This is a genomic window from Vagococcus sp. CY53-2, from assembly GCF_022604695.1.
In the GTDB taxonomy this organism is placed as follows: Bacteria; Bacillota; Bacilli; order Lactobacillales; family Vagococcaceae; genus Vagococcus.
The window spans coordinates 287196-303995 of record NZ_JALAHP010000002.1 but is presented as its reverse complement, the minus strand read 5'-3'; the positions used below and the strand labels follow the sequence as shown (position 1 = coordinate 303995).

The 16800-nt window shown below is 35.2% G+C and carries 12 protein-coding genes; 1 reads left to right on the top strand and 11 read right to left on the bottom strand.

The window, feature by feature from the left end:
- Position 1: 1 nt before the first annotated feature.
- From purF to MN581_RS05260, 11 genes are all read right to left on the bottom strand, one after another.
- Complete coding sequence (gene purF / locus MN581_RS05310) at positions 2–1420, bottom strand: amidophosphoribosyltransferase (protein ID WP_241699336.1); 1419 nt, start codon at positions 1418–1420, stop codon at positions 2–4.
- The gene (gene purL / locus MN581_RS05305; RefSeq protein ID WP_117972636.1) at positions 1405–3627 is read right to left on the bottom strand and encodes a phosphoribosylformylglycinamidine synthase subunit PurL; all 2223 of its coding nucleotides are present in this window, start codon (positions 3625–3627) and stop codon (positions 1405–1407) included. The genes purF and purL overlap by 16 nt, the downstream gene beginning before the upstream one ends.
- Position 3628: 1 nt before the next feature.
- Positions 3629–4309 (bottom strand): phosphoribosylformylglycinamidine synthase subunit PurQ, encoded by a 681-nt coding sequence (purQ, locus tag MN581_RS05300; protein ID WP_241699335.1) that lies wholly within the window; start codon positions 4307–4309, stop codon positions 3629–3631.
- A gap of 2 nt (positions 4310–4311) precedes the next feature.
- Complete coding sequence (gene purS / locus MN581_RS05295) at positions 4312–4563, bottom strand: phosphoribosylformylglycinamidine synthase subunit PurS (RefSeq protein WP_241699334.1); 252 nt, start codon at positions 4561–4563, stop codon at positions 4312–4314.
- A 2-nt stretch (positions 4564–4565) separates the two neighbouring features.
- Positions 4566–5279: a phosphoribosylaminoimidazolesuccinocarboxamide synthase gene (gene purC / locus MN581_RS05290; protein WP_241699333.1), complete on the bottom strand. Its 714-nt coding sequence runs from the start codon at positions 5277–5279 to the stop codon at positions 4566–4568.
- A gap of 213 nt (positions 5280–5492) precedes the next feature.
- Positions 5493–6791 (bottom strand): adenylosuccinate lyase, encoded by a 1299-nt coding sequence (purB, locus tag MN581_RS05285; protein ID WP_117972633.1) that lies wholly within the window; start codon positions 6789–6791, stop codon positions 5493–5495.
- A 14-nt stretch (positions 6792–6805) separates the two neighbouring features.
- A complete protein-coding gene (gene purK / locus MN581_RS05280) occupies positions 6806–7936 on the bottom strand; it encodes a 5-(carboxyamino)imidazole ribonucleotide synthase (RefSeq protein ID WP_241699332.1) in 1131 nt (376 codons plus the stop codon).
- The gene (gene purE / locus MN581_RS05275) at positions 7920–8435 is read right to left on the bottom strand and encodes a 5-(carboxyamino)imidazole ribonucleotide mutase (protein WP_241699331.1); all 516 of its coding nucleotides are present in this window, start codon (positions 8433–8435) and stop codon (positions 7920–7922) included. The genes purK and purE overlap by 17 nt, the downstream gene beginning before the upstream one ends.
- A 49-nt stretch (positions 8436–8484) precedes the next feature.
- Positions 8485–9885 carry a gluconokinase gene (locus MN581_RS05270; RefSeq protein ID WP_241699330.1) on the bottom strand — a complete coding sequence of 467 codons (1401 nt, stop codon included), beginning with the start codon at positions 9883–9885 and terminating at the stop codon, positions 8485–8487.
- 120 nt (positions 9886–10005) lie between these two features.
- Positions 10006–13002: an AAA family ATPase gene (locus MN581_RS05265; protein ID WP_241699329.1), complete on the bottom strand. Its 2997-nt coding sequence runs from the start codon at positions 13000–13002 to the stop codon at positions 10006–10008.
- A 197-nt stretch (positions 13003–13199) separates the two neighbouring features.
- Positions 13200–15224: a urocanate hydratase gene (locus MN581_RS05260; protein WP_241699328.1), complete on the bottom strand. Its 2025-nt coding sequence runs from the start codon at positions 15222–15224 to the stop codon at positions 13200–13202.
- Between the two features lie 247 nt (positions 15225–15471).
- On the opposite strand from MN581_RS05260, the gene hutI reads away from it, so the two are divergent.
- Positions 15472–16737 (top strand): imidazolonepropionase, encoded by a 1266-nt coding sequence (gene hutI, locus MN581_RS05255; protein ID WP_117972628.1) that lies wholly within the window; start codon positions 15472–15474, stop codon positions 16735–16737.
- The last annotated feature ends 63 nt before the right edge of the window (positions 16738–16800 follow it).

The window sequence follows — 16800 nt, the reverse complement described above, 5'->3', positions numbered from 1 at the left end:
ACTAGTCCTCCTTGTTTTCTCTGTATTCATAATCATATAAAGGTGTAGGGTAATCACCATTGAAATACGCCATACATAACCCGTTATAAGGGGCATCTAACTTTAATCCAATCGAGTTAATCAAACCTTCTTCTGTTAAAAATTCTAACGAATCAGCTTCAATAATTTCTCTAATTTTATCTGTTGAATAATTTGCAGCAATTAATTCTTCTTTTGTTTGAATATCAATCCCATAAAAACATGGATATGCTAATGGAGGTGATGAAATTCTAACATGAACTTCTGTTGCACCAGCCTCTTTTAACAAACGAACAATACGTTTTGATGTTGTCCCACGGACGATTGAATCATCCACTAAAATCACGCGTTTTCCTTCCACAACACCACGAACAGCAGATAGCTTTAATCGAACACCTTCTTCTCGCAGTTCTTGTGTTGGTTGAATAAACGTTCTAGCGACATATTGGTTTTTTACCAATCCCATTTCATAAGGAATAGAACTTGCTTCAGCATACCCACTAGCCGCTGAAAGAGAACTATTAGGCACACCAATGACCATATCTGCTTCAACAGGATGTTCTTTAGCTAATGTTTTTCCCATGCGTTTACGAGCAGAGTGAACATTAATTCCTTTGATGTTTGAATCAGGTCGTGCAAAGTAAATGTACTCCATTGAACAAATTGAATACATCGTCTCATCAGTGTAACGGTAGCTTTTTAATCCGTTATCGCTGATCTCAATAATTTCACCAGGTTCGACATCTCTGACAAACATTGCTCCAATCGTATCTAAAGCACACGTTTCACTTGAGACAACATAAGCACCATTACTCGTACGGCCAATAGATAAAGGACGAAAAGCATTTGGATCAAGCGTTGCATACATGGCATCATCCGTTAGCAGTAAATAAGCGAACCCGCCTTTGACAATAGTCAACGCTTCAGATAATTTGTCGATGAATGTGTCTTTATTACTACGACGAATTAAGTGCATCAAGATTTCTGTATCAGAATTAGAATGAAAAATAGCCCCCTCTTCTTCTAATTCTTTACGTAACGTTTTAGCATTAATCAAATTTCCATTATGAGCTAATGCCATTTCAGCATTGTAAAAGCGAAATAAAAAGGGCTGAATGTTAATAATATCTCCCCCGCCACTTGTTCCATAACGCACATGACCAATCGCAGAGTGGCCTTTTAATTGTGTTAATAAATCAGGGTTAGCAAATACCTCATGCAATAACCCTAGTCCTCGATGACCATGCAGGCGATTGTTCTCTAATGACACAATCCCTGCACCTTCTTGTCCTCTATGTTGTAAACTATGTAAGCCATAATAAGTCATTTGACTGGCATCTTTATGGTTCCATACACCAAACACACCACATTCTTCATTTATCCCTTTTATTTCATGAGACATGGTATTGCTTCCTCCCATACTTCTTTGGCTTTTGCAACTGGTAATTCTAATGAATCGTCGGCTGTACTAACTTTTATCACACCATCATTTGTCACTTTTCCTAATAAAGTAGCATCTTTCTTTAATACAGATTCAAATGCATCTTTATCTTCAGGTGACACGCTGACAACGAATCGTCCTGATGTCTCGGCAAACACTAATTCTGTTGCTAGGTTCGTCTTAATATCAACACCTAATCCATTTCCAAATGTTGATTCAATCACACTAATTAATAGCCCACCTTCAGCACAGTCATGAGCACTTTTTACATAACCTGATTGAATAGCTTGTAATAATTTAGCTTGAATGACCACTTCTTCTTCTAATTCAACAGCTGATATAGTCCCTGAAATCTTACCAGTTAATAATTTTTGAATTTCGCTACCTGAAAAATCAGCATTCGTTTCACCTAACACATAAATCAAATCTGATGCTTCTTTAAAATCTTGAGTTGTAACATGGGATAAATCCTCAACTACGCCAACCATTCCTATCATAGGTGTTGGGTAGATAGACTGATTATTCGTTTCATTGTATAACGAAACATTACCTGAAATAACGGGCGTATCAAATGCTTCACACGCTCGAGCAATTCCTCTTGCTGCTTGATCTAACTCATAGAATCCTTCAGATTTTTCTGGTGAACCAAAGTTTAAACAGTCTGTAATAGCTAATGGTCTTGCACCACTTGCCACAATATTTCTAGCTGCTTCACTCACCGCCATTTTTCCGCCTTCTTTTGGATCTAAATACAAGTATCTCCCATTACAATCAGTTGTCATCGCAAGAGCTTTTTGTGTTCCTCTTACACGTAGGACAGCAGCATCACTACCAGGACCTACAACAGTATTAGTACGAACTTGTGAGTCATAAGTTCCGTATAATGATTGTTTTGACGCAATAGTTGGTTGAGCTAAAAGAGATAATGTTGTTTGTTTAAAGTCTTTTATTTTAGGTTTATATGCTTCTTGTTTTTCAAATTCAATGATGCGTTTTGGTTTTTCTTGTTCGTTATGATACACCGGCGCATCTTCCGCTAACGAGTCAACAGGAATATCCGCGACTTTTTCTCCTTGGAAAAATAATTTATAACGCTTGTCCATTGTTACATGACCAATTGTTACAGCATCTAAACCGTAAGATTCAAATAATTCGATGACTTGTTGTTCTTTTCCTTTTTTGATACAAAGTAACATTCTTTCTTGTGACTCAGATAACATCATTTCATAAGGTGTCATGTCTGTTTCACGTTGTGGCACGTCATCTAAGTAAAGTTCTAATCCTGATCCAGCTTTTGACGCCATCTCTGAACTTGAAGAAACCAAACCAGCCGCACCCATATCTTGAATTCCGACTAAACAATCTGAATGATTTAAAATCAAATCAAGACACGCTTCCATTAAGCCTTTTTCCATGAATGGATCGCCTACTTGTACCGCAGAACGTTGTTGTTCTTCACCTTCTACAAACTCAACTGACGCAAACGTTGCACCATGAATCCCATCTCGTCCTGTTTTTGCTCCAACGTACATGATTGGATTGCCAATTCCTTTTGCTTGTCCTTTTTGGATGTCTTCATGTCTAATTAAACCAACACACATTGCATTCACTAATGGGTTGCCTTCATAACACGCGTCAAACGCAATCTCGCCACCAACAGTTGGTATCCCAATACTATTACCATAGCCACCAATCCCCGCGACTACTTTTTCAATTAAATATTTAGTACGATTAGTTTTAATTTCACCAAAACGTAAAGAATTCAACATAGCAATCGGTCTAGCACCCATACTAAAAATATCACGAATAATTCCACCAACTCCTGTAGCTGCCCCTTCATAAGGTTCAACCGCTGATGGATGATTGTGACTTTCTGCTTTAAACACAACAGCTAACCCATCTCCAATATCCACAATACCAGCACCTTCACCAGGCCCTTGTAAAACATGTTGGTTCGATGTTGGAAAATGTTTTAGCACAGGTTTACTATTTTTATAAGAACAATGCTCACTCCACATGACAGCAAACAAACCTGTTTCTGTGTAGTTGGGTAAACGACCTAAAATCGAATCAGCTATGTACTCATACTCAGAGTCTTTCAAACCCCATTCTTGATAAATCTTAGATTCTTTCACTTCTTCCGGAGTCATTGTTTGTGCTTTTACCATGTTATGCCGTCACCTTTCTTAAATGATTTACGATTGATTGAAATAGTTTTTTGCCATCAGAACTACCTAATAAATCTTCCATCGCGCGTTCTGGATGGGGCATTAAACCAATAATATTTCCTTCCTTATTTGTAATGCCTGCAATGTCTTCCACACTGCCATTTGGATTTGTTTTTTCATAAGTAAAAATAATTTGATTGTTTTCTTTTAATTCTTTTAAAGTTGCATTGTCACAGTAATAATTTCCTTCACCGTGAGCAATCGGTAAGGTAATGATTTCATCTTGTTCATATTCATTTGTAAACATTGTTTGATTATTCTTCACTTTTAATGGTTGCATGCCACAAATGAATTTCAGCGATGTGTTATTTAATAAAACACCTGGTAAAAGACCTGTCTCTGTTAAGATTTGGAATCCATTGCATGTGCCAAAGACTGGTTTTCCTTCACTGGCAAACTGTTTTACTGCTTCCATCACTGGACTTGATTTAGCAATAGCCCCACATCTTAAGTAATCACCATAAGAAAAACCACCTGGCAATAAAACAACGTCATACTCTGACAAGTCAGTTGTTCTGTGTGACACATATTCGGCTTCTTCACCAATCACATCTTGAATAGCTAACAATAAATCTTGATCACCATTTGAACCAGGGAATACTACTACACCAAATTTTGCCATGATTAGTTAACCTCCGTAACAGTAAAGTCATAGGTCTCCATGTTCGGATTAGCTAATAAATTATCACTAATCTTATCAACTTTTGCTTCAGCATCTTGTTTGCTATCTGCTTTAATCACAAAATCAAATACTTTTCCCACGCGAATATCTGATACACCATCTTCACCTAAACGTTTGATAGCTCCATCAATAACTGCAGCTTGCGGATCTAAAATGGATGCTTTGTAGTTTACATACACTCTTACTTTAAACATGATTATTCTCCTTTTCTTTCGCTTAATCGTTTTTCAACTTCTTTATATACACTCACCAAATCTCCAATGTCTTTTCGGTAAACGTCTTTATCTAATGATTTGTTCGTCTTATCTTCCCATAAACGACACGTATCTGGTGTTACCTCATCTGCTAGAATAATGCGTCCGTCACTATCTCGTCCAAACTCCAATTTAAAATCAACTAATGTCAATCCAATAGATGAAAACAATTCTTTTAGACAATCATTAATTGTAAAAGATTGTTCTTTAATAAAAGCCACTTCTTCTTTTGTTGCAATATCTAAATAATCAATATGATCTTCATTCATAAATGGATCATCCAAGGCATCGTCTTTATAATAAAACTCAAGAATGGGTGTTGGTAAGATCGTTCCTTCTTTTATACCAAAACGCTTTGAAAAACTTCCTGCTGCAATGTTTCGAACGACGACTTCAAGCGAAATTATTGTCACAGCTTTAACTAACTGCTCATTCTCACTAAGTTGCTTAATCCAATGATGTATAACTCCTTTTGAAGATAGATATCGAAACACTTCAGAACTAATTGAATTATTCAATTGACCTTTACCAATAATTTCATCTTTCTTTTTACCATTTAATGCCGTTGCCTGATCTAGATAAACCAACCTTAACTCATTTTCTTTTTCTGTCGAATGTACGCTTTTAGCCTTACCTAAATATAAAAATTCTGACATTTCTTTTCTTCCTTTCGTCATTAAAGAACATTTTCATATATTTTATTAACATTATTCATTTAATAAACATATAGTAACAAGAGTTTTTTTGAACGTCAATTAATTATTAACGATAAAACAAAACATTCTCTAAAACGTTCGCTTTTAATATAATTAGTATGATTTTAGACAAAATAAAAAGGCCACGAAAATAGATTTCGCGAACCTCAGTCATTATTTTATTAATCCTACTCTATCAAATAAATCATCAACATGTTTTAAGTGATAGTTATAGTCAAATGCATCGTCTAATTCTTCTTTAGACAAGACAGACATAATTTTTTCATCAGATTCTAGTAATGGTCTAAAATCAGTTTGTTCATCCCAAGAAATAGCTGTTTTTGGTTGTACTAAATCATACGCCTCCTCACGAGACATACCTTTATCAATCAATTTCAATAGCACACGTTGACTATAAATCAAACCAAACGTAGCACCCATGTTACGTTTCATATTCTCAGGGAATACTGTTAAATTTTTAACAATGTTAGTAAATCGTTGTAACATATAATCTAATAAAATCGTTGAATCTGGAATAATAATACGTTCTGCAGATGAATGAGAGATATCTCTTTCATGCCATAAAGACACATTTTCATAAGCTGTTACCACGTGTCCACGCAACACACGAGCCAACCCTGTCATGTTTTCAGAGCCGATTGGATTACGTTTATGCGGCATAGCTGAAGAACCTTTTTGTCCTTTTGCAAAAAATTCTTCGACTTCACGTGTTTCAGATTTTTGTAACCCTCTAATCTCTGTTGCAAATTTTTCAATACTTGTGGCGATTAATGCAATTGTTGCAATATATTCAGCATGTAGGTCACGAGGCAATACTTGCGTTGAAATCTCTTGCGCGCGAATCCCTAACTTATCACAGACAAACGCTTCAACTTCAGGTGGTGTATTAGCAAATGTTCCAACAGCACCACTAATTTTACCCGCTTCAACACCACGAGCAGCATGTTCAAAGCGCTCGATGTTTCGTTTCATTTCTGAATACCATAACGCTAATTTAAGTCCAAATGTCGTTGGTTCCGCGTGTACGCCATGCGTTCGACCCATCATAACTGTGTATTTATGCTCTAATGCTTTTTCTTTTATTACTTCAAGAAACTCAGACAAATCTTTACGTAAAATATCATTAGCTTGTTTCATTAAATAGCCATAAGCTGTGTCAACAACGTCTGTACTTGTTAGGCCGTAGTGAACCCATTTTCTCTCTTGTCCTAAACTCTCAGAAACTGCACGCGTAAACGCCACAACATCATGACGTGTTTCTTGTTCGATTTCTAAAATACGATCAATATCAAACGTCGCATTCTCTCTAATCAATACAGTATCTTCTTTAGGAATTTCTCCTAAGCTTGCCCATGCTTCCGCAGCTAAAATTTCAACTTCTAACCATGCAGCATAACGGTTGTCATCTGACCAGATATTTCCCATTTCTTTACGAGTATAACGTTCTATCATTGTCTTTTCCTTTCTTATTGCCAAATATCTTGATTTTGAATTTCTGTTAATGTTTCTGACATACTATTTGATAATATCGTAATGTGACCCATTTTTCTACCTGGTTTTTCATCTTTTTTTCCATAAAAATGAAAATTCCAATTATTTTTTTCAGAGACAACCTGTTTCGCTTTGCTTTGTTCGTCTCCAATTAAGTTCACCATCACTGCATCACTAAAACTTTTGATATTAGGCATTGCCCATTGGCAGATTCCTAATATATGTGTATCGAACTGACTTGCTGAACACGATTCAATCGTGTAATGACCAGAATTATGTGGTCTTGGTGCAATTTCATTGACTACCAATTCTTCTGTCTCAGTTACAAACATTTCAATCGTAATTGTGCCACATGCTTCAAGTTCTTTACTAATTCGCTTGGCTAGTGATATAGCCTCTTTTGCACATGCTTCACTGATTCTAGCTGGTGCGATACTAGTAAACAAAATATTGTTCACATGCTTATTTTCTGCCACAGGAAACACACTAATCTCTTGACGCTTATTGTTTGAAATGATCACAGAGATTTCTTTTTCAAACGACACCCATTTTTCCAAAATACATGTCGCATTTTTTAGTAATTCTTGACAGTCTTTTATATCCTCTTCACTGCGCAACACAATTTGACCTTTTCCATCGTACCCACCAATGATCGTTTTCAGTACACTTGGAAACCCAATCACTTTAAGTGCTTTTTTTAATTCGTCGACTGAACGAATGACTTCAAATGGAGAAACTGGGATACTATGTTGAACTAAAAATTCTTTTTCAAATTGTCTATTTTGCGATATTTTTAATAGTTTCAACCCTTGAGGGAGTTTGCCTATATTGTCATATGGTTCTAATACTTTAGCATCGACATTTTCAAATTCATACGTCAAAACATCTGATTGATTAGCTAATTTCTTAATAGCAGAGATATCATCATATGACGCTTGAATATGAAAATCACACACTTGAGCAGCTGGACAATTGTCATTAGGATCAAGTACCCCAACAACAAATCCTTTTTCTTTTGCACTTTGAGCCATCATTTGACCGAGTTGTCCACCACCAATAATACCAACTGTTTGCGAAGGCAAGATAGAATTAATCAAAAGAGTCACCACTTTCTAGTACAGTTTTCTTTAACTGCTGTCTATATTGATGCAGATTTTTTCCAATATTTTTATCTGTAATGCCAATAATTTGAGCTGCTAATAAACCAGCATTTTTAGCGCCAGGTTTACCAATAGCTGTCGTTGCGACAGGAATTCCCCCTGGCATTTGAACAATTGATAAAAGTGAATCCATTCCTTTTAAACTTTTTGATTCTACTGGTACACCAATCACTGGTAACGTCGTTAAAGCTGCCACCATTCCTGGTAAATGAGCCGCACCACCTGCTCCTGCGATAACGACTTTATAGCCTTTACTTTCTGCTTCTTGAGCAAAAGCGAACATTAACTCTGGTGTCCGGTGAGCTGAGACAATTTTTTTTTGATATGTTACATTTAGTTCATCTAAGACATCACATGCTTCTTTCATCGTATCCCAATCAGATTTACTACCCATAATCACAGCAATATCACTCATGACTATTCTCCATTCTGTCTTTTTGTTCATTGTAACAAGTGATAAAAATTCTGTCAAAAATATACGTAAGTTTCAAAAGTTATTTGTTTATAATGTTCGTTTCTATTTCTTTTTTAAATGATTCATAGCTATGATTATATAAATGATGGTTATCTTCCGTATAAAATGTTCGACGATGGTCTGATAATAAAAACGACTTAACTGGATGAATTAGGCTCACTGCTCCAAAATTTGGTTCATTATAAACCGATTGAACAACATTTTGACCAAAAATATCAGCCGCCATCATGGCTAATAACTCATTCGCAAAAAAGCCGCCATTCACAGTAATTTCTCGTGGCTCTAATTCAATTAATTCACTGATATAGCGTAAATTATAAAAAATACCTTCGACTATACTTCTAACCATATGATGTTTAGTGTGTTGTAAACTTAGTCCAATGTATTTTCCTTGAGGAGTTGATTGCCAAATTGGGGCACGTTCTCCTGTTAAATAAGGGAAAAATAGTAGCCCGTCACTTCCGATTGGTGATTGACTAAGAGAATGATTTAGCTCTTGATAAATAGACTGACCTTCAAAAAAGATATTTTCAGCCCATGTCATAATTTGTCCGCCATTATTTGTCGCACCACCAATGACCCAATAAGTATCGTTTAAGTAATAGCAAAACGTCTGTCCTTTATCATCTAACTCAATTGTTTTAGATAATTTACGCACCGCGCCACTCGTTCCAATCGTGATGGTATTAAGCGTACCATTTGCGACATAACTAGCATAACTCGCTAAACAACCGTCACTTGCACCAATATAAACTGGGATATTTGGTGTTAAGAATAATTCATCCGCAACATCTTCAAGGAGTGGGGCAGAATAATCCGTATCAACTAACTTAGCTAACATTGATTCATCTGTTCCAACTTTTTTCAAAATGGTGTCATCCCATTTCTTATCATGGATATTAAATAAGCCTGTTGCTGAGGCAATGGAATAATCTACGACAAATTCTCCTGTCAATCGTTCCATTAAGTAATCTTTCATTCCAACCCACCGAATAACATCGTTAAACCATTTTTCTTTTTGGAAATGCCCAATTTTTGCAAAAGGTGACATCTCGTGAATGGGTGTGCCCGTTTTTTTATAATAATTTAGATAGTTTTTTTCTGATTTTATTGTTTCAACAAATGGCTTGCTTTGTGCATCTAGCCAAATATACATCTCTTCGTCTCGTCCCTCAACTATTGGCATAATACTATGCATAGCTGTTGTCAAAACGATTGAATCAATGTTGTAACCCTCTTGTGTCATGGTACGAATACCTCGTACAATTTGACGATAAATGTGAGCTGGACTTTGGAAAACTCTACTTCCTCTATCTGTAAATGTTTCTATCGGTAAGACTAATTCTTCTATAATCGTGTCTTTTTCAAAAATTTGTAACTTAATATTGGTTGTCCCAACGTCAATCGCTAAAGGATACATCCCATATCCACCCTTCTTTTTCTTTATAGTTTTATTTTAACATCAAATCACTGGTTTCACTAAATATCTTCGATGATTAAAGATAAAAAAATTCAAGCCTCTTATTGAGACTTGAATTTATTATCTAATTTCTTTTAATTTACTAATTTCATAAGCATCTTGGTAGTCATTTAAATACTCACAAATCGTTTCAACTGGTAAAAAATCATCTATAGCGTCATGATGGTACACGTGATAATTGATATATTTTGCATATTCTACCATACCTATATCACGACAATTCCCCATCCGTTTTGCGTGCTTTTCACCTTGAATTAAATAAAATTGAGATTTCTGCATATGATTCTTTTGCGCATACAAAATAGAAAGATATGCATCCAATTTAGCTCGTTTCCAGTAAAAATTTAGACTAGAAAAAATTTCTTCTGCTTTTAAGAAATAGATTTCTGCTTCTTCACAATTTTCTAAAGCAAACAACGCCACGCCAACATTAATATAGAATATTGTTAAACTTGAGAGTGCTTGATTACTTTGACACAAATCAATGGCTTTTTCAAACATACCCACAGCATCTTGATACGCTCCATTATTCATCCGTATTTCACCTAAGTAGTTATAGGCTGCTGCAATGCTCACTGAATACTTTTTACTGATTTCATCAGTCAACATAAACGTATTAATAGACTCTTTTAGTAACTTCTCAGCCACCGTATTATTACCGCTCATCATATGATAAAGTCCCTTAAGACGTAATAAAATACCGATTGATTGATGATTGTTTTCTCGAATCGACAAATCCAAAGCCAGTTCTATGTAATAAATCATCTCTTTAGGTTCATTTATCTGAATATAATAATAAATCATTTGCTTATACCCATTTAATAAATAAGAGCTCTCGTTTAATTCTCTTGCTCTAATCAACACGCTTTGAATGTTTGCCACACCTCGCTCATACTCTCCATATTTTATCAAAAAACGACCTTCCAGATACAAATATTGAAGTCTGAGTAAGTTATATATATTTGTTTGTTTATCATCTGGACTTAATTGTGTTAATCGTTGATTAATTTTTGCAAATTGCTCTGTTGCCCATTCTTTGTTGAAACTAAATGGATCCACACCGTATTGTCCTTCAACTGGGAATAGCTCATGATAAAAACCCAGGTACCCTTCAAAATATTTTAGACGATATTTCAAACCACTTAATTCATCTTTTCCATGTTTGTAGTGATAGGCTATCGTGTCATACTGAAGAATATCATTGCCTCCAGGTTTAAGTTGCAATTCTAAAAATTCAGCAATACGGTGATGAAGTACACGTTTTTTAGCAAGAGATTGATTCATATAAACAAACTCCCGTAACTTAACATGAGTAAAACTTGTCGCAATTTTATCTCTAACCACTTTTTCAACTAAGATATTTTTCGATACGAGGCTTTCAATCATCGCCACGATGTCATAACTTGATCTATTGGTTAAAAACACCAGACTATCAATTAAGGCATAATCATAAAAATAAGAAATAATAGACACTAGTTCTTGTTCTTCTTCTGTTAGATATAAAAAGCGATTTCGTAAAGCATCTTTCATCTTCACTGTCATGGTATTTAAATTCATATTGCTATTTAATAGGGACACGTACTCAATTAGGAAAAATAAGTTTCCTTCCGTATGTTGATACACATTGTCGACTATTGTAGTTGTCACATCAAAATGCGGCAATTTTTTGCGAATAAATCCATCTGTTTCCTCATATGAGAAAGGTTCTAGATTGATAACTGCTAACTTACCACTCTGTTTTAATGTATTGATAAATTTGTCCAATGGATAACGCTCAACACTTCTAGCGGACATCAGAAACATCGCATTTGTATGGCAATGTAGTATAACAGTCGTCAACAAATCTAAACTGGATTCATCCATCCACTGAATATCATCAAATAAGAAAATAAGTTGTTGTTGTTGAGATAACTTATTAATAGCTTCTATCATCAAATCTGACAACATCTTTTCCTTGTAAGGTTCTGTCTCTCCATGCGAAATCACTTCAAGAAATGGCTGAGTAAAACTAGGAAAAACTTTTCGAATCACTTTTTGCCAAACAAGTGGATCAATTAATTCTTGATTTTCTATTATAACCGTCAATTGATCAATAATTTTTTTCCATGGACGTAACAAATGATTTTCTTCTGCTTGATAGCACTGTGTTTCGATGACTTTAAACTCATCTGACACGCTATCTATCGCCCGATTTATCAACGCACTTTTTCCAATACCTGCTTCACCACGAACCACCACAGATTGATAAGACTGACGACTTTTAAAAGCCGCAAAATTGACTGATAATTGTTGTAACTCTTCTGAACGACCATAAAATAGTGATGAAAAACGTTGATTGTTCGTCGTATTTTCTGACAAAATCCTCTCAAGTGACGTTTCATAAATGACTTTTGTTTGTTTGTTTGGTGTAACGCCAAGCTCTGATTTCAACAAATTGGATAACTTATGATAAACATCTACTACTTTATTATCTCGGCTTTGTTGTTGATAAAAAGTCATCAAATACTGATAGTTAATTTCATTAAATTCATCAATAAACATTAATTGTTCAATCGCTTCTTCCACATGCTCATTCACACCATTGGCAATATCTTGTTCTATTCGGCGATGAACGGTCTCAACGAACTTTTTCTCAAAAAAGCTTTTCATCCTAACAACCCAAAAATCAAATCCTTCACATTCTTTTAAATAAAACCCTTTCAAAAATTCACCTTTATAAAGATAATAATACGTTTCAGGATCCTGAGTAAATTGCGCCACATCACTTGTGAAGTTAATTGTGTCATTTAACATTAACAATGATTTATTTGGAGAAATAATTAGCTCCATGCCTAAACTTTTATTTGCTTGGTAAATGGCGTTTCGAAGATTTTTTTTTGCATTCTTATCACTCTTATCTGGCCATAACAGTCCTGATAATTCATCACGACTAACGGTTTTATTAATTAATAAATAATAAAGCATGGCATTGATTTTAGAAAAAGAAAACAAAACAATCTCACCATCTAAACTTACTTCTGGTGTTCCAAACAATCGACAATTTAAATAATTTCCCATACCGTAAAAACTCTCCCCACTTTAACAAATCACACCTTTTTTGTATATTAACGATATACACATATACCCTGTCACCATAATTATACTATTTTGTTATAGTAAAAGAAATCGTTTTCGGAAAAATCAAGATAATAAAACCCTCTCAATGTAAAAAACGAGAGGGTTTAGAGATTTGGATAGGAAGTCCACTCTAATCGTTATTTAAATAAATCACTTACTGCTGATTTTACTTTTTCATCATCAGCTAAATATGGAATCGTGATATGATCTGATCCTTTTCTCACTTCATTATATTCCATTGATGTTTCAATCGCATGGTCATTTCTTGCCCAACTACGACGAGCAACTCCACCCATAGTGTCCCATGCAATCGCAGATTTGATGATGTCGTCTGTTAATTCAGTTCCATCTAATACTAGACCAAAGCCACCGTTGATAGATTTACCAATACCAACACCACCACCGTTATGTAAAGCGATTAAACTCATACCACGAGCAGCATTCCCTGCGTAACATTGTGTTGCCATATCAGCCGTTACATTACTCCCATCTTTAATATTTGATGTTTCACGGAATGGTGAGTCTGTTCCAGATACGTCATGATGGTCACGACCAATCATCACAGGGCCAATTTCCCCACGGCGAACCATTTCGTTAAATTTAAGCGCAATATTCACTCGTCCCATTGCATCTTGATATAATATACGAGCTTCTGTTCCAACAACTAATTTGTTATCTTCAGCATCACGAATCCAGTTGTAGTTATCACGGTCTTGATAACGACGAGTTGGATCGATTACTTCCATTGCAGCTCTATCTGTTGCCATTAAGTCTTCATGTTTACGTGATAAACATACCCATCTAAATGGACCATAACCATAATCAAATAACATAGGACCCATAATATCTTCTACGTATGATGGCCAGATAAATCCATCTTTATCATCCACACCATTTTTAGAAATTTCTTTAATTCCTGTGTCATAGATAGCTTTCATAAATGAATTACCATAGTCAAAGAAGTAAGTTCCTTTGCTTGTTAATGATTTGATCACGTTAAAGTGACGAGCTAACGTGTCATCAATCATTTTTCTAAATGTTTCTTGATCCTCAGCAAGTAAACGAGTTCTTTCTTCAAATGTGATACCAACTGGACAATAACCACCTTCATATACGTTATGACAAGAGGTTTGGTCTGATAATAAATCAACATGGATATCATGTTTGTCAACATATTCAAGTAAGTCAACAACATTACCATGATAAGCAATAGATGTTGAATCTTTGTTATCTAAATATTCTTTAGCTAATGTCATTGTTTCTTCTGGTGTTTCAGTCACATGACTAATCCATCCTTGTTCTAAACGAGTATCGATACGAGAGCGGTCAACTTCAGCTACAATTGTCACTGATTTAGCAATCTCACCAGCTTTACCTTGAGCCCCACTCATACCACCTAAACCTGATGTTATGAATAGTTTTCCAGTTAAATCTCCATCGTCTGGAATTCCTAATTTCAAACGACCGGCATTTAATAATGTATTAAATGTTCCGTGAACAATCCCTTGAGGACCAATGTACATCCATCCTCCAGCAGTCATTTGTCCGTAGTTTGTGACACCCATTTGTTCTGCGATTTCCCAGTCGTGAATATTGTCATATTCCCCAACAAGTAAACCATTTGTGATGATGACTCTTGGAGCATCTTTTTTAGAAGCAAATAAGCCTAATGGGTGACCAGATTCAAGAACCAATGTTTGTTCATCAGTCATCTCTTCTAAGTAACGTTTAATTAATTGATACTGCATCCAGTTTGAACAGACTTGGCCTGTTTCTCCATAAGTCACTAATTCATATGGATATAGTGCAATGTCAAAGTCTAAGTTATTATCAATCATCACTTGCATTGCTTTAGCTGCGGTACATTTTCCCTTATACTCATCTATTGGTTTACCATAGATGCGTTCTTTTGGATACCAACGATAGCCATAAATACGACCTCTTGTTTTTAATTCTTCTAAGAATTCTGGAATCACTTGATCATGAAATTGTTCTGGTACATAACGAAGCGCATTTTTTAATGCTAATTCAGTTTGTGCTTCAGTTAAACGGAATCCTCTGTCTGGGGCACGACGAATGCCTTCTTCGAATTTCGGAATATCTGGTAACACATCTGGCAATTTAATCGTCATTGCTTTACTAATATCAGTATTTTTAATCATTGTTACTTCCTCCTTAGTTTATCTTGAGTTACTTATCTCTTTTCCTGCAGACATAAGTGAATGAATCATTAAGTTATGGCTTTAGTTTATCCTCCCATAGTCTATTATGGGTCAATTTACAGCAAAAAGTCTCTTTTTTTCTCTTTTTTTTCTAAAAAAAATTTTTTGACCCTTTTTAGATGATACAAGACTACATTATACTCATTAAATGGTTATAATTAGTGTAAGAATAAAAGGAGGAATCTTCATGAAAGCAGATAAACTATTAGTACACTTTAGTCAAATTTTTTCACCGATAGATAAACAACGAGCATTAAAGGGAGCAGAAATGTCTGAAGCAACCATTATTGAAGATGGTTACATTGCCATTAAAAATGGTAAAATTTTAAAAATTGGTAGTGGGACTCCTGACGACTCTCTAATTGGTGATCATACTAAAATCCATGATTATAAAGGAAAACTTGCAACACCAGGATTGATTGATTGTCATACTCACTTAGTATATGGTGGCAGCCGTGAAAATGAATTTGCCAAAAAATTAAATGGTGTCTCTTACTTAGATATTTTAAAAGAAGGTGGCGGTATTTTAAGTACTGTACGCTCGACAAAGAGTGCTTCTTTTGACACCCTTTACGATAAATCAAGTCATTTATTAGATGAGATGTTAATCCACGGTGTAACAACAGTTGAAGCAAAAAGTGGTTATGGTCTTGATTGGGAAACAGAAAAAAAACAAATGAATGTGGTAAAAGAATTAAATCATACTCATCCAATTGATTTAGTGTCAACATTTATGGCAGCTCATGCTATTCCTGAAGAATTTAATGACGATGGGGATGCGTTTATCGATCAAATCATCATTGAGATGCTACCAAAAGTAAAAGAAGAAAATTTAGCAGACTTCTGTGATATATTCTGTGAAACTGGTGTATTTACAGCGGAGCAATCTCGTCGCTTACTTCAAGCAGCAAAAGACTTAGACTTCAAATTGCGTATTCATGCTGATGAAATCGACTCAATCGGTGGAGTTGATGTGGCGGCAGAACTTGAAACAGTGAGTGCGGAACATTTAATGGCTGCTACTGATGAAGGGATCAAAAAAATGAGTGAAGCAGGTGTTATTGGTAACTTATTACCAGGAACAACGTTCAGTTTAATGGCTGATACTTACGCTCCTGCCAAAAAAATGTTAGATGCTGGTATGGCTATTACATTGTCCACTGACTCAAACCCTGGAAGCTGTCCAACAGCAAACATTCAATTTATTATGCAACTTGGTTGTTTCAAAATGCATTTAACACCAATCCAAGTATTTAATGCCGTGACAATCAATGCTGCTTACTCAGTTGGTTTAGGGGAATCAATCGGAAGTTTCACAGAAGGAAAACGTGCTGACATTGCCGTATTTGATGCACCAAATATTGATTATCCATTATATTTCTTTGCAACAAACTTAGTCAAAGATGTTTATAAAAATGGAGAATTGGTTTCAAAAAATCGACAACTTGTGTAAGTCTTATTTTTACCTGTCATGTGAAAATGAGTTTATAAAAAGCCACCTAGCAAATCGCTAAGT